The sequence below is a fragment of the Paenibacillus sp. P4_E11 genome (assembly GCF_056401635.1).
The window spans coordinates 18,988-41,582 of the sequence record NZ_JBFUIX010000063.1 but is presented as its reverse complement, the minus strand read 5'-3'; the positions used below and the strand labels follow the sequence as shown (position 1 = coordinate 41,582).

Annotated in this window: 18 protein-coding genes, 3 pseudogenes and 1 riboswitch; of the genes and pseudogenes, 16 read left to right on the top strand and 5 right to left on the bottom strand. The window is 50.5% G+C overall.

Annotated elements, in window-relative coordinates; all coding sequences use genetic code 11:
• Nucleotides 1–485 (bottom strand): annotated as a pseudogene (locus AC1DWB_RS21860) (hypothetical protein); the annotation flags it as partial.
• Between the two features lie 864 nt (nt 486–1,349).
• Between AC1DWB_RS21860 and AC1DWB_RS21855 the strand changes: the two are divergent.
• Nucleotides 1,350–2,723: an ABC transporter substrate-binding protein gene (locus AC1DWB_RS21855; protein WP_477543206.1), complete on the top strand. Its 1,374-nt coding sequence runs from the start codon at nt 1,350–1,352 to the stop codon at nt 2,721–2,723.
• A 38-nt stretch (nt 2,724–2,761) separates the two neighbouring features.
• On the opposite strand, the gene AC1DWB_RS21850 is transcribed toward AC1DWB_RS21855, so the two are convergent.
• Nucleotides 2,762–3,718, bottom strand: a complete 957-nt coding sequence (locus AC1DWB_RS21850; RefSeq protein WP_477543205.1) for an AraC family transcriptional regulator — start codon at nt 3,716–3,718, stop codon at nt 2,762–2,764.
• Nucleotides 3,719–3,814: 96 nt separating this feature from the next.
• Between AC1DWB_RS21850 and AC1DWB_RS21845 the strand changes: the two genes are divergently transcribed.
• Nucleotides 3,815–7,666 carry a heparinase II/III domain-containing protein gene (locus AC1DWB_RS21845; protein WP_477543204.1) on the top strand — a complete coding sequence of 1,284 codons (3,852 nt, stop codon included), beginning with the start codon at nt 3,815–3,817 and terminating at the stop codon, nt 7,664–7,666.
• A 66-nt stretch (nt 7,667–7,732) separates the two neighbouring features.
• Here the strand turns inward: AC1DWB_RS21845 and AC1DWB_RS21840 are convergent, their stop codons facing one another.
• On the bottom strand, nt 7,733–8,521 hold the full coding sequence (locus AC1DWB_RS21840; protein ID WP_477543203.1) for a class I SAM-dependent methyltransferase: 789 nt from the start codon (nt 8,519–8,521) through the stop codon (nt 7,733–7,735).
• A 209-nt stretch (nt 8,522–8,730) separates the two neighbouring features.
• Between AC1DWB_RS21840 and AC1DWB_RS21835 the strand changes: the two genes are divergently transcribed.
• The 8 genes and pseudogenes from AC1DWB_RS21835 to AC1DWB_RS21800 all read left to right on the top strand — a co-directional run bounded on the left by AC1DWB_RS21835 (nt 8,731) and on the right by AC1DWB_RS21800 (nt 15,259).
• On the top strand, nt 8,731–9,039 hold the full coding sequence (locus AC1DWB_RS21835; RefSeq protein WP_477543202.1) for a hypothetical protein: 309 nt from the start codon (nt 8,731–8,733) through the stop codon (nt 9,037–9,039).
• Between the two features lie 183 nt (nt 9,040–9,222).
• The gene (locus tag AC1DWB_RS21830; protein ID WP_477543201.1) at nt 9,223–9,714 is read left to right on the top strand and encodes an Lrp/AsnC family transcriptional regulator; all 492 of its coding nucleotides are present in this window, start codon (nt 9,223–9,225) and stop codon (nt 9,712–9,714) included.
• Between the two features lie 14 nt (nt 9,715–9,728).
• Nucleotides 9,729–10,946 (top strand): aminotransferase class I/II-fold pyridoxal phosphate-dependent enzyme, encoded by a 1,218-nt coding sequence (locus tag AC1DWB_RS21825; protein WP_477543200.1) that lies wholly within the window; start codon nt 9,729–9,731, stop codon nt 10,944–10,946.
• 129 nt (nt 10,947–11,075) lie between these two features.
• The gene (locus AC1DWB_RS21820) at nt 11,076–11,345 is read left to right on the top strand and encodes an aspartyl-phosphate phosphatase Spo0E family protein (RefSeq protein ID WP_477543199.1); all 270 of its coding nucleotides are present in this window, start codon (nt 11,076–11,078) and stop codon (nt 11,343–11,345) included.
• 182 nt (nt 11,346–11,527) lie between these two features.
• Nucleotides 11,528–12,034: a hypothetical protein gene (locus AC1DWB_RS21815; protein WP_477543198.1), complete on the top strand. Its 507-nt coding sequence runs from the start codon at nt 11,528–11,530 to the stop codon at nt 12,032–12,034.
• Between the two features lie 216 nt (nt 12,035–12,250).
• Nucleotides 12,251–12,483, top strand: a pseudogene (locus tag AC1DWB_RS21810) (transposase zinc-binding domain-containing protein); the annotation flags it as partial.
• A 151-nt stretch (nt 12,484–12,634) separates the two neighbouring features.
• Nucleotides 12,635–13,837 (top strand): S-layer homology domain-containing protein, encoded by a 1,203-nt coding sequence (locus AC1DWB_RS21805; RefSeq protein ID WP_477543197.1) that lies wholly within the window; start codon nt 12,635–12,637, stop codon nt 13,835–13,837.
• A gap of 540 nt (nt 13,838–14,377) precedes the next feature.
• On the top strand, nt 14,378–15,259 hold the full coding sequence (locus AC1DWB_RS21800) for a dihydrodipicolinate synthase family protein (RefSeq protein ID WP_477543196.1): 882 nt from the start codon (nt 14,378–14,380) through the stop codon (nt 15,257–15,259).
• A 151-nt stretch (nt 15,260–15,410) separates the two neighbouring features.
• Here AC1DWB_RS21800 and AC1DWB_RS21795 read toward each other — a convergent pair whose 3' ends face one another.
• Entirely contained in the window at nt 15,411–15,515 is a 105-nt protein-coding gene (locus AC1DWB_RS21795) for a DUF6254 family protein (RefSeq protein ID WP_477543195.1), read from the bottom strand.
• A gap of 90 nt (nt 15,516–15,605) precedes the next feature.
• Nucleotides 15,606–16,481 (bottom strand): DUF2167 domain-containing protein, encoded by an 876-nt coding sequence (locus tag AC1DWB_RS21790; RefSeq protein WP_477543194.1) that lies wholly within the window; start codon nt 16,479–16,481, stop codon nt 15,606–15,608.
• Between the two features lie 187 nt (nt 16,482–16,668).
• A riboswitch (cobalamin riboswitch) is annotated at nt 16,669–16,874 on the top strand.
• Nucleotides 16,875–17,090: 216 nt separating this feature from the next.
• Here AC1DWB_RS21790 and AC1DWB_RS21785 point away from each other — a divergent pair.
• The 6 genes and pseudogenes from AC1DWB_RS21785 to AC1DWB_RS21760 all read left to right on the top strand — a co-directional run bounded on the left by AC1DWB_RS21785 (nt 17,091) and on the right by AC1DWB_RS21760 (nt 22,277).
• Nucleotides 17,091–18,062, top strand: coding sequence for an ABC transporter substrate-binding protein (locus tag AC1DWB_RS21785; protein WP_477543193.1), 972 nt, complete (start codon nt 17,091–17,093; stop codon nt 18,060–18,062).
• Nucleotides 18,063–18,064: 2 nt separating this feature from the next.
• On the top strand, nt 18,065–19,102 hold the full coding sequence (locus AC1DWB_RS21780) for a FecCD family ABC transporter permease (RefSeq protein WP_477543192.1): 1,038 nt from the start codon (nt 18,065–18,067) through the stop codon (nt 19,100–19,102).
• 9 nt (nt 19,103–19,111) lie between these two features.
• Complete coding sequence (locus AC1DWB_RS21775; RefSeq protein ID WP_477543191.1) at nt 19,112–19,897, top strand: heme ABC transporter ATP-binding protein; 786 nt, start codon at nt 19,112–19,114, stop codon at nt 19,895–19,897.
• A gap of 437 nt (nt 19,898–20,334) precedes the next feature.
• Complete coding sequence (gene cobT, locus AC1DWB_RS21770) at nt 20,335–21,414, top strand: nicotinate-nucleotide--dimethylbenzimidazole phosphoribosyltransferase (protein WP_477543190.1); 1,080 nt, start codon at nt 20,335–20,337, stop codon at nt 21,412–21,414.
• Between the two features lie 14 nt (nt 21,415–21,428).
• Nucleotides 21,429–21,653: pseudogene (locus tag AC1DWB_RS21765) on the top strand (bifunctional adenosylcobinamide kinase/adenosylcobinamide-phosphate guanylyltransferase); the annotation flags it as partial.
• 75 nt (nt 21,654–21,728) lie between these two features.
• On the top strand, nt 21,729–22,277 hold the full coding sequence (locus tag AC1DWB_RS21760) for a bifunctional adenosylcobinamide kinase/adenosylcobinamide-phosphate guanylyltransferase (protein WP_477543208.1): 549 nt from the start codon (nt 21,729–21,731) through the stop codon (nt 22,275–22,277).
• Nucleotides 22,278–22,595 lie beyond the last annotated feature (318 nt).

Here is a 22,595-nt window from a genome sequence, read left to right as displayed (position 1 = left end):
GTACCTACCGGCTGTGTGTTGATGTCTGGCGTTGCCGCATTCGTCAGCGCGTTAACGGTAACTTTGACCCTGTTGCTTATAGCCGAAGCGTATACGTTGCCGGTTACAGTGTTGTCCTCGTTCGTTACGACCACATAATAGTACGTGTCGCCGGGGCTTGAAGTCGGTACGGTGTATGAGGAGCTCTTTGCATTCAGTATTTCGAAGACGCCCATCATGCTATCCTGGGTATTTCGGTACCACTTGTAGCTTAGCGTTCCTTTGCTAGAGGTAGCCGCTACGCTTAGAGTGACGTTGCCGCCCTGATCGACCGTTGTACCTACCGGCTGTGTGTTGATGTCTGGCGTTGCCGCATCCGTCGGCGATACGGCTAATGCATGGAAAGAGAATAAATTTGATAGAACTAGGCATGTTACTAACCAAATGGAGAGTCGTTTCAACTTAATGCTCACTTTCGTTCCCGATATAAACCTTGATATTCCCATAGTTATGGAGTCTCCCTAGCTATTAATGTTCAACTGCTTTATACTAGCCCGCTTTTTAAAACTATGTTCCATACCTGTTATTAATCCAGTTAGTCTGAATCCATAGGGATTCAACAGAAAAAATCACCCCCTATATAGAGTTTATTAGCCACATACATATTCTTCAGCCCTAATAGCAGCCAGCAACCTTGATGAGTTGCTACRATTTTGAGTGAGCTGAAGCGTATTTATGTAAACACCATAATAATCCAACTGTAGTAACACTATCATGATAGCACATATTTTCGACAAATAGTTCCAAGTGCCATTGTATAAAAAATTAAGATCAAACTTAAGGAACGAGGTCTCTCAAACTCGTGACTTTAGTCATGAGTTAGAAAACTTCGGATAAGGTGCGTCATAAGACTCGTCAACGATCCGAAAAATGTTTAGGAATCAAGTACAAACATTATTTTATGACGAACTTGTGTACTAAAATTGAGGTGTGTTCCACAACGAAAGGAGATTGTGTTTAGAGGGGCTGCCCAAGAAACTCGTGACTTTAGTCATGAGAGGTTCAAGAGACTGGTTGTGTTTGGAAGAGTTGTGTGATCTTTTCTTATCGGCTTTCTAGGCGACATCCTCGATGAACTCTATGAGTTGCTTTAGGCAGAACGCCTCCGAATAACTGTCTCTCTATTACTCCGTCACAGGTGAGTGTGGCTACCCAAGGTAAAAAGCGAGAGAGTTAACCGCCTAACTCGATAGAAGCTGAAATAGCAAAACAATCAGACTTTATTACACTGTTATTTGCCCGGTCATCTTCTAAACTGATTTTGAAAGCGATACTAGCTTACAAATGATAAAGATGGAGGGTCGGAAACAATGGTGAAGAAAAGACTAAGCTTACTGATCGTCTGCGTTTGGTTCATGACGCTGCTGGCGGCGTGCGGCGGAGGCAATGAGGCCAAGAATGAAAGCAGTGACAAAGGTGCAGCCACGCCTGGCTCGGCACCCCCTGCAGCTGCCGTAACCCCAGCACCGAAGAAAGATCCGGTCGAGCTCGTATTCTACTCCGCATCCGGTGACTTCGACAATGACGGGTTCATGAACATGTTCGGCAACAAGATCAAGGAGAGATTCCCTCATGTCACAGTGAAGTTCCTCCCGTACAACGCGAACAACGTGATGTCGAAGATGGTTACCGCCAATGAAACGCTCGACATCCTGTACTATTCCAGCGGGCAGACGTCCGAATTGCTGCAATATGGACTTGAAACCGACATCTCCGATCTCGTCAAAAAGTACAACTTCGACTTGAGTCGGATGGAGCCGACCGCTATCGATTTTCAGAAAAAAATTGCCAACGGTGGTATTTACGGCATCCCAGTCTTCAACACATCCATGACACTCTACTACAACAAAGACCTGTTCGACAAGTTCGGTGTGAAATATCCGAAGGATGGCCTGAACTGGGATGAACTGTACGATCTGGCGAAGCAAATGTCTCGCACAGAAGGCAATGTGAAATACCCAGGCTTGGCGCAGTCGATGTCGCACAACATCATCATGAACCAATACTCCCTGCCATACACAGACGCATCGACGAATAAAGTGACATTCAGCACCGACACCTTCAAGAAGTTGTTCGAGCAAATGTCGAAGTTCTACTCGCTTCCTGGCAATGGCGTTGATAAAACGAATGTGGACCACGTATCCCAAGTCAACCTATTCGACAAAGACAAAAGAGCGGCTATGTTCCTAGGGCTGTCCACATTCTCAACCGTTCGTTACAAAGATACGATGAATTGGGACGTAGCTTCGTACCCGGTATTGAAAGACAAACCAGACGTTGGTCCGCAAGGTTATCCGACCTTCTTCTACATCACGAAGACGAGTAAGTACAAAGAGCAAGCGTTCGAAGTAATCTCGTATCTGGCTTCCGACGAATTCCAGACGTATCTGGCCAAGAACGCAATGTTCCCGGCTCTGAAAAACCGCGACGCGGTGATGAAGGATTTTGGTGCAAACGCGCCATACATGAAAGGTAAGAACATCAATGCGCTGCTGCCTAAAAACTTTGCCCCAATCGCGATGTCGACCAAAGCTCAGCTGATTTCTGCGACAAAAGCTTACAACTCCTTCCTGCCTTCCTGGAACGCAGTTCTCCTGGGGGAGAAGGACATGAATACAGCGATTCGCGAAGCGGAGGAGAAAGGCAACAAGGACGTTGCCGCTCTGCTGGAGACGATCAAGTAAACCTGCTATACATCAAAAGGGGAGCCATGCGGCTCCCCTCATGATTCCTTGACCGTTGGTGAGAACGGATCGGAATAGACGGCAGTTAAGCTGGATAAGCCTCTTCCGAAGCTGATGTCCAAGGTTTTGGCATATTCCGTCGGCTTCATACCCGTGAGTCGTTTGAATTGCTTGGAGAAATACTGCACGTTGTTGTAACCTAATGAATCGGAAATTTCCGTAATGGTCAGGTTATCTTCGCGAATGAGTCGTTTGGCTTCCTCGGTCTTGAGAATTTTGAAATATTMCATGACTCCGAGGCCGGTCTTCGCCTTGAACGAGGAGCTGAGCTGGGCTTTTCCGATACCGAAATGCCTGCATAACTCTTCCACGGTCAACGGGGAGGACAGACGCTCGCGCATATATTTCACGATATTGGCGAGTAGGCTGTTCTTCCTGTTGTCATGTGTAATTCCGGTGGTTTCCTGTTCTGGCGAGCTTACTGTGGTAGAGGAACGTCTGCGGATGAACTGGAGAAGTAAGATTTCCAAATAGTTTTTGATTAACTGCTCCCCGGCGTACGGAGCGTCCTGTTTGCGGAGGACGATGCAATCCTGCGTTAATAGCTCGAATGATTCGTAAGCTTCGTTCAATATAGTAGACACAATCGGCTTTTCGCCTGCCAGGAGCGGAAACGAAACGTTGGCCAAATATTCCATGCCGGATGCAGTGCAATCGAATGTGACGATCATCAAGTTGGGCGGATGGGCAGACGTACACCCCCAGTATAGCGTTTGCGGTTTGTAAAAAATGATGTCACCTTGTTTCAAGTTTTTGGTGGAATCGTCGAAAAAAACTTGCATTTCCCCCTTGACCATATAGCACATTGTCCAGAAATCGTGCTGGCTATGAACGGTCGTATAGTTGCGGGGGAGCTCAAAATAATAGAACGTGAACAGGTTCGTAATTTGTAAGTCTACATGGAGGGGATATTTGGGGTGAAGAAGTATGCTCATCTGGATATTCCTCCGCAATGAAAAGGTTTTCAATCATCTCATTTTATTATATCGTAAAATACAATCTAGTTGAAACAGACGGAGAGGATCGTAATCGTGAGAGATTGGTTGATGGAGGTACCGTCTGCACAGGATGTGGGCGCTAAAGGCGATGTGAAGGCAGTTTGGACGAACAAATGGGGGATTGTCCCAGCCATAAGGCCGATACAGGCTGCAGAGGAGCTTATAAGAGGTAGTATCCAATGGGAGTCCATCCCTTACTTGTCTGACTTCCGAACATTAGGCTCGGGAACGGAGGCGAGGTTGGTTACACAGATCCAGATCGCCTGCGACCGGGATTGTCTATATATACGAGTGATCGCTGTGCTACCGGGAGGGGAACGGTCATGCCCCCAGGAGCGGTTGGAACAGATCGATCTGCTACTAAGTCCGAGGGCGGCTGGGGATGAGTATGTGCAAATTCCAGTGCGGTTCTCCAATCGAAAGACAGAGGAAGAAGCGGGTCTGAACCTGTTAACCAACTGGGACACAATAGGTCCGATCAAATGGCGCAAGCCACTTGTTGAACAGGACTACCAGCTTGAGATAAATCGGACGGAGCTTGGTTGGGAAGCTCTTGTAATCATATCCTTCCATTCCTTGGGTGTCGAGTACATCCTCCCAGGGACAGAATGGAGATTCAACGCAATCCGCTACCAAGAAGGCGATGAGCCGGTGAGTTCATGGGTACCGCTATTGCAGTCTTACTACATGGACAACGCCATTAATACGAAACCGGATGAGCTACGCAACTATGTCGTCGGCTACAACGCAGCAGGACAGGGGCGGATGGGCAGTCTGTTGTTCCTTAATGATTCCTATGCAGGACAGGTGGAGGAAGGAATCGTGAATTCAGGTGGAGAGCAGATGTGGGAGCCGGAAAGATTTGATCTTCGCTATATCGATCACCATGAGAAAGAACTTTCATTTGATGATGTTAGTGATTCTGAAGAATGTGTTAAGGCCAATGTGGAACGGCGTGCAGCGCTGCAAATTCGCTGGAGGCAGCCTTCCGGACGGATGGTCGATGCCGAGGTGACGCAGTTGAAATGGGAGGAAGTTGAAGTGGGAGGGGGCAGCTGGATTGCCCGCTTCTTATCGCCTCCCCTCGTTGAGTCAGGTATGATTCAACTGCATTTAAGGTTCATGCCTCAGGGGAAGGGTGGAGTTGCGTACTGTGGAATAGTCGCCTTCGAGGAGGAGGCGTTGATCGCAGCCGGCAACGAAGTGATCCGCTCGAGCGGGCAAGCTGACGTGGACCCGTTCTGCTCGACAGAGCAAGCGGACGGGGTTGCACATCCATCGCAACGGGTCGAGCATGCACCTGCTTCTGCTATCGTGAAGCGCGTAATGGCGATCATGCCTGCGCAGCCGGGATTCCTGTTCACGGGTGTACCGCATGATCCTCTGACTCGGACGGACGCCGTCTACACGTTCAATCCCGATAAGCCGGACCAGCTTGTGTCGGTCAAGGACAGCATCGTGTACCCGAACGAGCAATACGTTGAGAATCGCCGACTCGTCGTGCACAACTCGAAGGGCGAAGAGGTCGTCTATCCATACCATGAGGGTGAAGATGGCCGACGCTATTTCATCACGGCTCATCTGTGGTATGAGCAGAAGCGTTATGCGCTGTCAGCGACCAAGGAGATCGCCCTCACCGATCCGTTAGGTGCTGCCCGTCTGCTATACCAATGGGTAAAGTTGTACGATGGATACGTGCCAGTGAACGATTACATTTGGCGCAACTATCCGGTTCATGCATCACGAACGATGCCTTATCCTTATTGGGGCGGTATAATGGCCCGCTGGTTCTGCCTGGAACTGTATGAACTGACCCCGATAATCGAGACATACGCCATCATTCGTGATTCGAACGCATTCGAGATGCTGAGTCGAGAGACTGGGGAGGATGTAGAGCATAGATTCGTGAACGACCTGCTTCTGAAGGAGCTGGCGTTCGTGACGAGCTATGTTGTGATTAACGGTAACCTCGATTATTTGATATGGTTGGGCTACATTCGGCTTGGAAAAGCACTCAGGGAGCCTGACCTCATTCACAGGGCTGTAAGGTTGATGAAGCAGTTTTACGAGAGCCAGTTCCTAGCCGACGGGTTCTGGAACGAAGTGTCGCTTAGCTATCACGAGCAGAGCGTGCATGGATTCCAGCAGGCGATCAAGGAACTGAATGGTTGGAGCGATCCGGTTGGTTACCTATCGCCACGTAATGGATTGCGGTTCGACAAGCTGGATTTACAAGGGCTGTTCCCAGGGCTTGCTCAATCCATTACCCTCGGTAGGCTGTTGACATACCCGGACGGCAAGTACATCCCGCTTGGCGACACCTGGGCATCCGACGAGCTCACACAGCCGTCAAGAGGAGCAAGTTCAGTGCTGCTTCCATCAGTACGGGTAGCCAAGCTTGCCGCGGGGGCCGGAGTCGAACAATCACAGGCTGTGTTACATTTCTCACCTAAGTATGGGCATCACCATGCTGATCCGTTGGGATTGATTATGTATGCGAAGGGGAAGGAGCTGCTGCCGGATATTGGCTACACTTATACGAGACATCGTCTGCTGTACGTGTCCACCTTCGCCCATAACACAGTCGTCGTAGATGGACGAGATATGGCGTGCAATTCTGGCCTCTCGCGGCATGGGGGCAATGTCATGGTATTCGCTCCGGTCGAGCAATCGTTCCAGATCGTTAAGGCCAGCCAGGAATCCGCCTATCCGAAAACCGAGCAATACACGCGTGAGCTCTGGTGGATCGGATTCGAGGGTGCAGCGGATGAGGAGGGTTACTTGGTCGATCTATTCCGGGTTGTTGGTGGTCGCCGCCATGAGTATACGTTGAACGGTGCCGCTAATGTCGATGCACGATGGCATACGGAAATCCAGCTCACCGATTATGGACCTTATCTGGTGCCGCCAGGGACCCTAGTGGTCGAGCCTGCAACGGAATACGATTATGGTCATGCGGGTGGGGAGTATTACGGCTATATGTACATGCAAGACGTGAAGCGAGCGGAAGTAAAGAGCGGCAAATACGGGCTGACCCTGATCACCGAGGATGGGACGTCAGAGTCTGCTAAACTGAATATTACAGGCTTCGTTGAGCCAGGCGGAAATGAATTGTTCGTAGGCAAATCCTCATCACTACGGACGACACGTACAGGCGGACCGCGTAACAAAAAGGCGGATATCAATGACCAGTTGACTCAATATTTTTTGCCCAAGTTCGTGCTGAGGCGAGAAGGCGAAGGGCATCAACAACTGAGTAGCACATTCGTAACGGTCATGGAGCCTTATACTGGGGCAGAACCGAGAATCAAGCGAATCGAGCAGTTGAATGTGGAATCGGTCGGACAAGGGAATGCAGCGGTCGCGATCACATATGAGAATGTAACGGATTATGTACTTAGCTCGAATGATTCGGATGCTCCGATGGTCGTCGGTGATATGCTCCTTCAAGGACGAATGGGCTTTATTCGGGTAAAAGATGGGCGAGTGAGTCAGTTGCGACTAATTGGGGGAACGCGGCTCAGAATTGGAGACACGGCGATTGTGGGCAGTGGACCGTTGCGAGGGACTGTTATCGGGACTACTAGAAAAGCAAATGGCGATGAAGAGAACAGGCTCATAACCGCAGAGCCAGTTCCGCATAAAATGAATGGGCAACACATCGTCGTCACTCATCCAGACGGCCAGACGTGTGGTCACCGGATTACAGCAATTTCCACTTATAGAGGCGGGTCGCAGTTGGCGATCGAATACGACCCTGGCTTCGAGATTGGCGAAGACGGCGTATCGGGTCAATGCTGTTATCCTCACCTGAAATGGCAAGGTGAGCACCGATACTGCATTGATAATATCGAGACATGGGTAATCAACAAGCCGGCGAAATAGACGCCGGCCTCTTGGTGTGCTGCACTATTAATGGGTCTCATATAGCATTTGGTTCTGAAACTCAGCTTATAACTTTCTCGCGACCAGGGTGAACGTCTTAGGTATCCCTTTGTCGAACACATCAGAAGAAGCATTCGCCTCTTCCTCCAGAAGCTCTACGAACAGACCGGCGCTGGCGACATTGGTTACGATCTCGCCTAGCGTCCACTTCCGCAGCTTGACTTTATACATGTCAGCAAGGTCGGTTCCGGCAAACTTGGCGTAGGCGACTTCCGTCTCTTCTATGGAAGTGTCGAAGTAGTCGCCGGTAACTTTGTGCTTACGAATGTTAGCAGTCGTGCCCCGTGAGCTGATCAGCTTAGTCGAGACAGGGTGAAAGTCCTGCAGGATGAGTCGTCCTCCTGGACGAAGCAGCTTGGATGCAATGCTAGTTAGCGGCTTGAGATCCAGAAAATAATGGAGGATGCCGAACTCCATCAGCACGACATCGTAGTCGCCAGTCAGTTCTTCCTCCGGTAGTTCCAGTACATCGGCGATCACGTACCGAATGTGGACGCCTGCTTCCTCAGCGAGTCTAGTGGCGTATTTGGCGTTCTCCGACGAGAAGTCGACGATCGTAACGGCGGCTCCGAGAAGAGCCATCGGAACGGCTTTGCCGCCGTGCGAGCCGAGCAGGTTCGCCACCTTCTTGCCAGACAGCTCACCTGTATACGCCGCGAAGGAGCGGATACGGGAGGCTGGATCCTGCTTGATCCGTGCCGCTGCCTGCTCCGGGGTGCCAAAGCGGTTCTCCCATGCGGCATAGGCGTGCTGATTCCAAGCTTGAGCATTACTGAGATTCATTTCTTTTTGCATTGTTCGTTCGATCCTCCGTCGGGCAATTCGTTAGTCAACAGTATACTGGACTGGACGAGAAGTCGCAATTGAGCAAGGCTACAATGGAGCGAGGGCTACGGGAATAGTGGAACATTGGTGCAAAATTCTGCACTTGCTATTGTATTAAAATACGAATTAATGCATAATTATAAGTAAATACAATCATTAATGTTGAGGTGAGTATTGTGATGATTGAATTCGTCAATCGAATACCGGATGCGAACAAACTGAAGCAGTTGCTGGGGCTGAGCTACAGGGGGCCAGAGGCTACTGCACAAACGTCTAATACGAATGACCGATATATAGCGGCTTATGATGAGAATCGCTTGGTTGGCTTCGGACATCTGAGCATGGAGATCAAGGTTGGGGACCGTACACAGGGGCATGCGCCAGAAATATTCGTGCTGTCCGAGTACCGCAACCGGGATTTGATCCCGACGATCGCGAAGCTATTACACGCACGCAAACATATCCACCGTCACTCCTCCTTAAAGTGAGGGGGTGGGTCCCCGCAAAGTAATCGGATTATACTCCGTAGCCTCCGCTTCACTTTGGGGGGGGGCTTAGGGGTGTTTTTTTCTTWGCATGGAAACAGGTTTGATGTATGATGGGATATATCGTCAAAGCTAACATCAGAAAAATAACTTTGCCTGGGCAAAGGGATCGGGAGGGTTGATTGGATGAATGAATTGAAGCATAAAATTCTGGAACTTCTTAAGGAAGATGCTCGACGTGGCGTCGATATCATCTCAACGATGCTGGACGTGAGTCAGCAAGCAGTCATTGATGCGATTGACGAGATGGAAGCGGACCATGTAATTGTGAAGTATGCAACTGTAGTCAATTGGAGCAAGGTTGACGATGAGAAAGTAACGGCGTTGATCGAAGTGCAAATTACGCCGGAACGTGGACGGGGATTCGATGCGATTGCGGAACGCATTTATTTGTATCCAGAAGTAAAATCGGTATACTTAATGTCGGGCGCCTATGATTTGCTCGTTGAAATCGAAGGCAAGAATTTGAAAGAAGTCGCGGCGTTCGTATCCAACAAACTTTCGCCGATCGAGAGTGTACTTTCGACGAAGACACATTTTATACTTAAAAAATATAAGCAAGACGGGATCATCTTCGAGGAACACGTGGACGACCACCGTATGCAGATTTCTCCATAAAGGAAGCGATGGCGATGATCAAACAAGATGAGTTACAGCCGGGAACGGCTACTGCAGCCAAGTCAATGAGCGACTATTTGTCACCGGTTGTTCGCGATATTCCGCCTTCAGGCATTCGCAAGTTTTTTGATCTCGTGAGCGCTAGTAAAGATATTATATCGCTTGGGGTGGGTGAACCGGATTTCGTAACGCCGTGGCGGGTTCGTGAAGCGTGTGTCTATTCACTCGATAGAGGTAGAACCGCTTATACACCCAATGCCGGGATGCCGGAATTAAGAGAAGCGATCGCCGACTATCTGAACCGCCAGTTCACGGTGTCCTATGAGCCGAAGGATGAGATCATTGTTACGATCGGGGGCAGCGAGGCGATTGATCTGGCTCTGCGAGCTCTGATCTGTCCAGGGGACGAGATTCTGATACCTGAGCCTTGCTACATCTCCTACTCGCCGATTACAGCGATTACGGGTGGTGTGCCGGTTGGGATTGAGACGTTCGCCAAGGATGAATTCAAGCTTACGCCAGAGTCGCTGCGTGCCAAGATTACACCGAAATCGAAGGTGTTGATCGTCTGTTACCCGAGCAATCCGACCGGAGGCATCATGACCCGTGAAGATTGGCTGCCGATTGCGAAGATCGTGGAAGAGAATGACCTGATCGTCATTTCCGATGAAATATATGCAGAGCTCACGTACGGAACAAAGCATGTCAGCTTCGCCTCATTGCCGGGCATGAAGGACCGGACCATTCTGGTCAGCGGTTTTTCCAAAGCATTCGCGATGACCGGTTGGCGGATGGGTTATGCTTGTGGGCACCGCGAGCTGATCGCGGCTATGCTCAAGATTCATCAATACACGGTCATGTGTGCACCCGTTATGGGCCAGGTCGCTGCCTATGCAGCGTTGACGAACGGGATGGATGAGATGGAACGGATGATGGAAGCCTATAACCAGCGACGCCGATTAGTCGTGAAAGGGTTCCGCGAAATCGGGCTGGAATGTCATGAACCTCAAGGTGCTTTCTATGCGTTCCCATCTATCGCTGCAACCGGACTTACTTCGGAGGAGTTCTGTCAGCGACTGTTGCTTGAAGGCAAGGTTGCGGCAGTGCCCGGTCAAGTGTTCGGTCTAGGAGGAGAGGGTTACATCCGCTGTTCCTATGCGACCTCTACAACTCAGTTAACCGAGGCGCTGGATCGGATCTCTACTTTTGTCGACAAAATTAGAGTCGGATAGACAGCGGAATGCAGTAGGGATAGTGCATTAGGCACTCTCGAAAATTGTTCATTTCTGGTATAATGGTCATAATTGCCATGCAGCAAACAGCGATCTTTGTCAAAGATTGAAACGGAAGGAGGGATTTCTATGTATTATGAAACAAGTATGGTTCGATTATCCAATCACAGTCTGGTACAGGAGCAATCGAAACCGATTCGTTGGTCATACCGTCTCAAGAAGAATTCCTCAAAGCCGGAACAACCGGAACCCGTCTCGTTGGAAGATGAAATTGTTCGATTGCGTAGGACGATGGAGCAGGCTTTCCTGGATAACCAGTCACTCACTGCCGAGATCGTCGTGGAAATTAGCCGTAAACTGGATGATAAGATTAATGAATTCATGAGAAAGTCCAAGTAGTAGGGGATGGACCGAACTCGTACGACAAAGACCTAGCGGGGTTTTCCTGCTAGGTCTTACTTTTTTCCAACGAAGGGGGAACCTGGCGTTTTATCCGTAGCCTCCATTATGATATGATAGAGTTGCAAGAATTGGAGAGTAGAGAATGTTAGAGGATACGGACCTAAGGGGAGAAACGGCAGATGAGGAAGAAGAAGTGGTCGCTTGCCATCGTAATTGTCTTAATTGTTAGCGTATTGGCCGGATGCGGCGGACCGAAATCAGACGTACCAGTGTTTGTCATGTTTCCAGAAAATGCACCTTTCAACAAGAGCGACGAGATGGAAGCATCACTTAAGGATAAGGTCGGAGAGACGCCAACCGTATCATTATTCGTCAGCCCGATGTTCAGTCTGGATAAGCTGGTTGTAGAGCTTGCGGCGGGAGATAATGGTTTGTTCATCGTGCCGAAGCAGCAATTCGACATATTCGCTAGCCAGGAAGGGTATATTAGTTTGGACGATACGTTCAAGAAAGAAGATTATCCAGTGGGTGTGTACAACGGTACGTTATATGGCGTTCCGGTTACGAATACTAAGTGGTTGAAGGACTTGGGTTACAAGGGCTCCGAAGTGATCGCCTACATCCCGTTCCGAGCTAAAGACAAGGAAAAGTCCAAGCAAGTGCTGAAAGCCATCATGGAGAAATAAGACCAGCGGACATCCGACATATGTTCCGATCGGATAACGAAAGAGGGACCTAGGTTCCTCTTTTTTTGACGATTCAGAAAGTATAACTCCGCTGATTGTTCATCGTCTCGGCAAACGCACGGCGTCAAAGGACGCCGTTAGGCGTTTATCCTTGACCTATTAGAATTTAGTTTATAAGTTTTTGAGGTGAAGGGGGCTTCATCCTTTATTCACATTTTGGTAAGGGTATGGAGCCGTATTCTAAAACGCATATTCTTTGATGAGAATAGACACTGGGATCGATTCGTGGAGAAGCACGGAAAAAAGATCCGTTCCAATTTGAAAAAGAAGTGAGCAAATTCCAAGGTTGTGGCAATCCGAAGAATGGATTTAAGCTACTGGTCTGCGAAGGCTGCCATGACATAAGACGAGTCCCGTACCGGTGTAAATGTACAACCTGTTCGTACGGGAGTTTCGCTTTTAATGATGATATGCTGAACCATACCACAAGTGATGGCAGGTTTCCACACCATATTTTATTGCCGAGCTAAACAAAATAGATGAATAAACCGATATAAAGTCTTAGCAAAAATTTACTAAATGAAAAGGAGAACATTGTAAATGAAAAAGAAGTTTTCAAAGTGGTTGCTGCTACCGTTAGGACTTGTTCTGCTCTTGCCAAGTGTAGTCGCCGGAGCAGACTCAAAAACGTCGGCTGATTTTAAAGATTTGGCGGGCATCGATGCAGCGCTTAAGGCCAAAATAGATGCGTTGCTGTCAAAAGGTGTCTTCGACGGTGTCAGTCAGGACTCTTTCGGAATCGATCAGAATATGACGCGGGCGCAAATGGCCAAAGTGGTGGCCTCGATTTACGGCGTTAAAATCGACAACTCTGTCAAATCCTCGTCTTTTAGCGACGTGAAGAGTGACGACGCTGCCAACGGTTGGGCTATTCCCTATATCGAAGCGGCGAAAAAGGCTGGATTAATCGATGGCATGACAGATACTACCTTCGCTCCAAGTGACAGTGCGACCTTGGGGCAAATGGCTACACTTTTAGTTAAAGGGTTAGGCAAAAAAGTAGACACAACGGGTACACCTTGGTACAGCGATGCCATCAAGCAAGCAGTGGACAATAATATTCTGCCGAAGGGAAGCGACGGAGGCAGTCTTGCTACCCGCTCTGATCTTGTCGTGGGCGCGTATGGCGGACAACAAGCGTACGTAGAGGCTAAACAATCAGCTGAACCAACGCCAACGAAGACACCAACACCAACACCAACGCCAACGAAGACACCAACACCAACACCAACACCAACACCAACACCAACACCAACACCAACACCAACACCAACACCAACACCAACACCAACACCAACACCAACACCAACACCAACACCAACACCAACACCAACACAGGAAGACACGACCGCACCGAGCATCATCGCAGCTACCATCAACGGCAACAATGTGGCAATCACAAGCGGGAGCAGCGGCAGTATCAGTCTGGCGTCCAACGCTTACTTAACATCGGGAACGATCACGTCGGATGAAGACGCCACATTTAGGGTCACATCTGTGCAAGGCGTAAACCTGGCGAATTATGCGTCCCTGCAATTCACGCAGCATCTAACCGGGGGAACCGCGGCGTCCTTGGACCTGATCAACTTCCTCGGCAGCTTGGATGCGCAACACAACGGCTTGTCCGTCAGTAAGCTGAAGATTCTCGGCAACAACTCGAACCAAATGAATGTAACAGGCACGTTAACGGATGCTGGGGGAAACTCTCGTCAAATCTCGCTCACGTTCTATTGGGGCCAATAATAGACCATACATACAAAAGGGGGCTGTCCGAAAAGATAAAGACTTTGGGCACTACCCGCAAAAAACAAATGGAATTCCATTAAGCAATAGACACCGCTAATCAAATCCATATTCCTGTACCAACCAGAAGACTGAATCGCCTCACCGCATAGGGGGGATTCAGTTTTTTTATATGGCTTGGAAAAGCCCCATATCCGTGGACTTCGCATAGCTTCGACCATTGAAGCAGTGAAGAATGCCCAGTGGCTTCTACATTTGTTCGGTAATGACGAATTCGGTTAGGAGTTGGTGAAATAGTATTGACGAATGTGGCGGAAACTCGTAAACTTAACATAAGGGTATAGGATGGTAAGACCAGGACAGGTCGGGTGATTACCAGCCGTGCTGATTTGAAATGGAAGGAACATGCAAACCATGGTTGAGCGTTTTGTCTCTTGTGGTCTGACCATATTATAAATGGCGATTTCAGGGGAAGCTGATCGACCACTATTGTGAAACCTAAAAAAATAGGCTTACAGCCACTACAGGGAGAGAAAATGTATGCATATTGATGGATTTATTACAGCACTTGGCACTCCGCTTGACAATGCGGGAGAGGTCGTCGTTTCGAGTTTACAGCGTCATGTTGAGGATCAAGTCCAAGCGGGCGCTGCGGCGCTCCTGGTCATGGGATCGATGGGACAGCAACCGTATATTAAAGCAAGTGAACCAGTTCGTATTGCCCGTACCGTCGTTGATACCGTGAAAGGCGCAAGCCCAGTCCTTGTCGGTGTAATGGACAATTCGATCGGTCGCGTGAAGGAGAGAATCGAAGAGCTGCGAGGACTTGATATTGACGGAGTCGTCATGACTACGCCTTACTATTATCCGATGTCCCAAGAGGATATCAAGGCATTCTTCACGGCACTTGCCTCAACATCACCATTCCCTATTTACTTGTATGATCTGACCGTCGTGACACAGAGTAAGATCACAGCAGATACTGCGGCACAGCTGATGACTGTTCCTAATATAGCCGGGATCAAGACAGGTGACTTGACGACCGCACGTGTGCTGTCGAGACTTAAGGCTTCCGTCAATCCTGCGTTCAGCGTCATGTTCAGTGGACTTGATCTGTTCGATGCCGCTTACGCGTATGGAATCCGACAAAATCTGGACGGGATGTTCAGCTGTACTGCGGCAATAGGGTCCAGAATGTACAAGGCACTGGCTAAAGGCGACAGCGTAACGGCTGCTCAAGCATTGGATGACATCTTACTAGTACGCGATACGTTCATACAAGTCGGTGTATTCCCAGCCTTCACTCACTCGATGAACCTGCTCGGATTCGAAGGATCGTTCCACCCTGATTATATGAAGCCACTGAATGCAGAGCGTCAGGAGATTGTGAAAGCTTGCATGAAGCAAGTGAACTTGATCTAAAGGTTGAGAAAAGTATAGAATACAAAACCATCTCTCGGTGAACGGGAGATGGTTTCGTGTTCTTCCGGGATTCGCACGGTATAAGAAAAAGCCGGAGGAGCAGGGCTCTTCCGGCTTGCCAAGCGTACAGACTTCATAAGCGGCGATTCGTCTATTCTTCAGAGAGTTCCTTCAGAGATTTAACTTTCCCATGAGGGTGCTGCGTTTGCTTGCGCATTTTGCTCGCGTTTTCTCGAAGTCTTTTGGACGTGGTCACTGGGAAAACCCCCTATTCGCTATGATGTTGACGCTCCTCTATAGGATGTCACACCATGCCGATCTTTACTCAACTAGGGTGTGGAATGAATCAACTTTCAATATTTGGAGGCTGTTGATTGGGTTGCTGTCTGCGATTGAGAATTCCTTTGGCGAATTTCCAACCAGCACCTAGTAAAACTACAACGACAATCCAGAATTTTTTGGCTAGCAGCACGATCAACGCAATTAGACCAACCTTCTTGGCGACAACCAACCCTGCGCCCCCGAGAATGAGTGCGGTTAATCCTAACTCGGACACCTTGTCCGTTGAGGCGTTGAAATCTTCGTACCGTTGTCCTTGTGTAGGGGTCAACTTCGGCAAGATTTGCTCGGTCAATACTTTGCGGTCGGCATCACGATGCGCGGGATCGGACACTAGAACGGCTGAGATATAACCGGTTCGTGTCAAGTAACGAACGTTGTAGTTGAGCAGCGGTACTTTCTGTGCATCTTCCGCGAGCATCGACCAAGTCAGATTATGAGTTTTGTCCTCATAGAAAGGATTGATGTCCCAGCCCGTTACGAAGAGCTGCTCTTCCTTGGTCCTGTTTTTATTGGATTCTTCCGTTCCCTTCTTATAGCTTTTCAATATGGCATCCGCATCAATCTTGCTCTTCTCCTCATCCTTGATGTGTCCGGACTCCGCATACTCGAATATGACGATCCAGTTTTGCTTAGGGTCTTTCGGGTAGACGCTGCCAATCTCTCTTCCGCTAGGTGAGTCTTTGCTATCTGTCATCATGAGCTTCGTGTTGTCCGAATCAAGAAAAACGAAATCCGTGCCCAGATCCAGGGATGCTATTTTCCCAAGCTGTACGGGCTTGCCGCCTTCGATCCAATTGTACTTTTTGTCCTCGGCCAATGCGTTGCCGGAAAACAACAGGATGCAGAGAAGGGATAAAGCTAAGGTTCGACGTAAAATCATGAATTGAGCCTCCATGCTCAGAGTAGGAAATCATCTCGGTTATACCATTTTATTACTATAAATCCAATAAAAATATTTACTAGGAGCACGAGAGTAGACTATCAGGACAAATCAGGACTATCGGGAACACTTGCCAGAATGAAGGTCATGAACTATAATTCATAGCGTGAAGCTTGATCAAACGAATACTTTGGAACACCCAACAGGTGCCGCACAAGTTCAGCCAATTGCTAGCGATCATGCGGTTAAAAGGGAAGTCGGTGCAAATCCGACACGGTCCCGCCACTGTAATATAGGGATTTTCTTCAATTAAGCCACTGTCCGTGAGGATGGGAAGGCGAGGAAAGTCAGCAACCTATAAGTCAGGAGACCTGCCTGTATGGAGTAAAGCTCATGGAATCCTTCGAGGAAAAGGACCGGCTGAATCAGGAAAATGAATGTTCGCATACTTCCGCGGAAGATGGATGTTTGTGGCGTTTCCTTCGATTTGCTGAACCTCTGTCCACCTGGATAGAGGTTTTTGTTTGTTAGACATTCCTTCTTAGCGTGTGTCCATGTTATTCTGGCGAAGCAAGCTCTCAACTATTGTTAGACGGGGAGAGATTGAGCATGAAGAAACAATTGGCCATATGGCTTGTGGCGGCACTGGTCGCGCTAAGTGCGGCCGGCTGTGCAGACAAAGAGAAAGAGGGCGTGAAAGAACCTGCCAAGGTTGCGGCATCAACGCCAGCACCGAGCCCGACAGCAGCGAATAGCAAGAAGACTGTTTATCCGTTGACGGTGAAGGACGCATCCGGTAAGGAAGTGACGTTCGCCAAAGCTCCTGAGCGAATCGTATCTCTTTCACCTAGTGAAACAGAAGTGTTGTTCGCACTAGGATTGGGCAGTAAAATAGTAGGGGTAACCGAATACGACGACTATCCGGCAGAAGCCAAAACGAAGCCGAAGATGGGCAACCTGCAGGGCAACACGGAGGCGATCATTGCGGCGAATCCGGACATTGTGTTCGCAGGGCTGTCCCTTAACAAGAAGTCGGTGGAGAAGCTGACGGAATTGAAGCTGAACTTATTCTCTGTAGAACCGAAGACAGTTGATCAAACGATGGACCGTATAGCTGTATATGGTAAAATTACCGATACCCAGGAGCAGGCAGACAAAGTCATTGCGCAAATGAAAGCCGAGAAACAGAAGGTCGTCGATGCGGTTAAAGGGTTGAAGGACGATCAGAAGAAAAAAGTATACATCGAATTCTCTCCCGGCTGGACAGTCGGCAAGGGTGAGTTCATGGACGATCTGATCACGCTGGCAGGCGGGGTGAACGTAGCATCTGACTTGACTGGCTGGAAAAAGATCAGCGAAGAAAAAATTATTCAGTCGAACCCGGATGTCATATTGTTCGCCAAAGGGGTGCCGGACTTGGAAAAAACGATTCGCGGCCGCAGCGGCTGGGATAAAATCAACGCGCTCAAAAATGCCCGCGTAGTCGGTCTGGACGATAACCTGTTGTCCCGCCCGGGTCCTCGCGTAACGCAAGGGTTGACTGATATTGCCAAAGCCATCTATCCGGATCTGGTGAAATAAGGATGAGGAAAAAGCTGTTATTGTGGGGAGGAGCAGGGATGCTTCTCCTTGTTCTCTCTATGGTTATCAGCTTGTCGATGGGATCGGCGCGACTTCCGATTTCACACGTATGGCTGATTTTGCTGCATCATATACCGGTAGTAGGGGACTGGATCCACCCTGTGTGGCCGGAATCGTCCGAACAGATCGTGCTGAAGGTGCGATTCCCTAGAATTATGCTTGGCATCCTGGTAGGCGCTTCTTTGTCGCTCGCTGGGGCCGGGTTCCAAGGCGTGCTGCGCAATCCATTGGCAGACCCTTACACGCTTGGTGTCGCGTCCGGTTCTTCCGTGGGAGCGGCTTTTCTTATATTATTCGGGCTGCAGTATGCGTTGTTGGGGAACTGGACGATTCCGGTTGTGGCGTTCGTGACGGGCTTGATCAGCTTATGGATTGTATTCCGATTGGCTAACTTCCAGGGCAAGTTCCAAATGGAGACGATGATACTGTCCGGTGTTGTGGTGTCGGCTTTTCTTGGGGCGATGGTATCGTTTATGGTGTCGCTGTCGAATCGTGTTGTGAATGAGATTTTGTTCTGGCTGATGGGCAGTCTGGCGCTTCGTGGATGGTCTTATTCAATCGTTGTATTACCTTATTTGGTCATTGGATTCGTGGTGCTAGTTATATATTCGCGATCGTTGAACTTATTTGCTCTGGGAGAAAGACAGGCTGCGCATCTGGGTGTTCCGGTCGAGCGTACGAAAAAGCTGGTGCTGGTGTTCTCGACCCTACTGACGGCTGCAGCAGTGTCGGTATCCGGGGTTGTTGGGTTTGTGGGGCTGATTACTCCGCACTTGGTGAGGCTTATAGTTGGCCCTGATTATCGATTGATCATCCCCTTGTCAATGATAGGCGGCGGTATATACGTGTTGTGGGCGGACACGGTGGCTCGGATGGCGCTCAGTCCGACAGAAATTCCGTTAGGCGTAGTCACTGCTTTTCTGGGAGCGCCATTCTTCGCGTATTTACTCAGTAAGCACAAGAAAACGATGAAGGGCTGATGGAGTACGATGATTGCTGTACATAACGTTTGCAAGTCGTTTGACCGTCAGCCGATCTTGAAGGACGTCGAGATGTCCGTACATCGTGGGGAGCTGTTCGGGATTATCGGGCCGAACGGTAGTGGAAAGTCCACTTTACTGAAGCTGCTGTCAGGTGTGGAGTCGGTGGAATCCGGTACGGTTCGGCTGGATGGACGGGAAATCGGGACGTATTCACGCCGAGAGATGGCCCAGTGGGTGGCCGTGCTGCAGCAAGATGCTCTGCCTGCGATCGGGTTCACCGTTCGGGACGTAGTGGAGATGGGACGGTTTCCGTTCCAGAACTGGCTGGGCGACGAGGCGGAGGATCAGGCCGTGCTGCTCGACGGCATTATGGAGAAGCTGGGCTTGCTCCATCTCGCCGAGCGGACGCTCGAGCATCTGAGTGGCGGCGAACGGCAGCGTGTCGCACTAGCCAAAGTGATGGCACAACAGCCCAAGCTGCTGCTGTTGGATGAGCCGACGACGTATCTCGACATCGGCTACCAGGTGCAGATGATGGACGCCGTTCGGCGTTGGCAGACGGAGGCCGACTTGACAGTCGTCGCTGTGCTGCACGACCTGAACTTGGCGGCGCAGTATTGCGACCGGCTGCTTGTGCTGCACGATGGCGCCGTAGCGCAAGTGGGCACTCCGCACGAGGTGATACGCCGAGAGCTGATCGCTGCCGTCTATGGGACGGAGCCGATCATTACGGCGCATCCTGTGAGTGGCGTGCCACAGATTATGCTGCAGCCCGGGTGGGTTGGGGTTTGAGGGGTGTAGGGGCGCGTGAAGGATGGACATCGGAGATCGAATGCTGAACGGTGAACACCGAATGCTGAATGCCGAAGACCGAACACCGAACACCGAATGCTGAACGCCAAACACGAACCAACAACTAAATAACGAACTCCAAATGGCGATGTCCGAATGTTTGAGTGCTGAACGGAAATACAGGATGTAGAAAGCTGAATGCCAGAGAATAGAAGAACTGAGTTCCTCTATTTGTATAAACAATGGAACAATCTCACGAATAGGAGAACTGAGTTCCTCTATTACGTCCAAGTAACAATATACTAGACAAGAAACTCGTGAATAGAAGAACAGGGTTCTCTTATTCTTGCTAACGCCGCGATAATATCACGAATAGAAGAACTGAGTTCCTCTATTCGTGAATGGAAGTATACAAACTTGGTATTGGGGGCTTGGGGATGACTAACAGTAGGGTGAATAGCGAACAAGAACAGCTCGTGACGGATTGGGTTGGGCAGATTCATCCGCTGGATGAAGGGACTATCTTAGCGGCGCGGCAGCGGTTGGATCAATTGACCAAACCGCCGGGGAGTCTCGGACGGTTGGAGGAGATCGCCTGGCAAGTGGCGGGGATTACCAGCACATTGGCCCCCGACTTGTCACGCAAGGCGGTCATTATCATGGCTGGCGACCACGGTGTGTGCGCAGAAGGCGTAAGTGCCTTCCCACAGGAGGTGACGCCACAGATGGTGTTGAACTTCCTGCACGGCGGAGCCGCTGTGAACGTACTGGCCCGTCATGTGGGAGCGGATGTGGTATGCGTGGATGTTGGCGTGAACGCCGACATGGCGCATCCACAGCTCGTGTCCCGCAAGGTGAAGTACGGAACGGCGAATATCGCCGTAGGGCCGGCGATGAGCCGGGAGGAAGCCGCTCAAGCGATCATGGCCGGCGTCGAGACGGTACGTGAGCTTGTTGAGCGCGGCTACCGACTGTTCGCGACAGGCGAGATGGGCATCGGCAACACCACGCCGAGTTCGGCACTACTCGCGGCGCTGACCGGTGCCGATGCCGAGACCGTAGTCGGTATCGGCACTGGCATCGACGAAGCGAAGCGACTGCACAAGGCCGCGGTCGTACGCCGCGCGCTGGAAGTAAACCGCGTCGACGCGGGCGACCCGCTCGACACGCTTGCTGCGCTCGGCGGCCTGGAGATCGCCGGCCTCGTCGGCGTGATCCTCGGCGCCGCCGCGCATCGCTGCCCCGTCGTGATCGACGGGTTCATTTCTTCGGCGGCTGCGCTAGTGGCGAGCCGCCTGTCGCCTGTGGCAGCAGGCTACATGCTGCCGTCGCATTTGTCACAGGAGCAAGGCCACCGGCAGCTCCTGGCTGGCATCGGGCTGAAGCCGATGCTGGAGATGGATATGCGCCTGGGCGAAGGCACCGGCGCTGTCTTGAGCTTCCCGATTGTGGAAGCGGCAGTGAAGATTATGAACGAAATGGCCACGTTCGAAAGTGCAGGCATTTCTAAGGAATAGGGGCGGGGACGAACATGACGATGAGGCATATTCTCGTAACAGGCGGCGCACGCAGCGGCAAGAGCGCGTTCGCCGAGCAATTGGCCGTACGCTTGGGCGAGCGCGGCACATACGTCGCGACGGCGCAGGCGCTCGACGCGGAGATGGCCGACCGCGTTGCCCAGCATCGCGCTCAGCGGGACAGCGCCGCGCCCGGCTTCTGGGCGACGGCGGAGGAGCCGCTAAGACTTGCCGAGTTGCTCGGCAAGCTCGGCTCCGCATCCGAGCAAGCCACGGCCCCGCCGCCCGGCTTCGGGCCCAAGCTCACCGCGCCTGTGACTCTCGGCACTGCACCCGAGCGCGCCACGCCTGCACCGATTGGCTCCGCACCCGAGCGCGCCACGCCTGCACCGATTGGCCCCGCGCCCGAGCACGCCACGCCTGCACCGATTGGCTCCGCGCCCGAGCACGCCACGCCTGCACCGATTGGCTCCGCGCCCGAGCACGCCACGCCTGCACCGATTGGCTCCACGCCCGAACGCGCCGCTGGCCCCAACAGCACTGTCGTACTGGTCGACTGCCTGACGCTGTGGCTGTCGAACTGGGTGCTGGCGCACGAGGAGGACGAGCGTTTGGCAGCGTTAATCGACGAGAAGCTTGATGAGCTAGTCGATGCGGTCCGCCAGTTTCAGGGGTCTCTGGTACTTGTCACCAACGAAGTGGGGAGTGGGATTGTACCTGCATACAAGTTGGGCCGTGTGTACCGTGACTTGGCGGGGCGCATGAACCAACGATTAGCGCAAGTAAGTGATAGGGTGTTTCTGGTTACGGCTGGTATTCCGATTGAGCTCAAAAGCCAAGCATTTTCCCTGGACAGCTTATAACCTATTCCTTAAATGAGCTACCCTTCCAAGAGGAGGATACTATTCATATAGACGGGTTGTTAGCAGCATTCTTATGGAAGATGTCAACTATACTGTGACCGCCCCATACTGATATAGTTGTTTAGAGGAAGATAACGGATAAAAGTTTGTGGTTACTACTAAGTTCGGAAACAGAAATAACGGAAATTTATTCCGCTAATGAACGAATAGAAGATTGTGCAACTCAAATAGTGGAGTATTTTTCCGCTATTCAAAATGTATCACCAATTTCACGGATGATGTAATGAAATAGCGGAAATTTTTTCCGCTAATTCATCT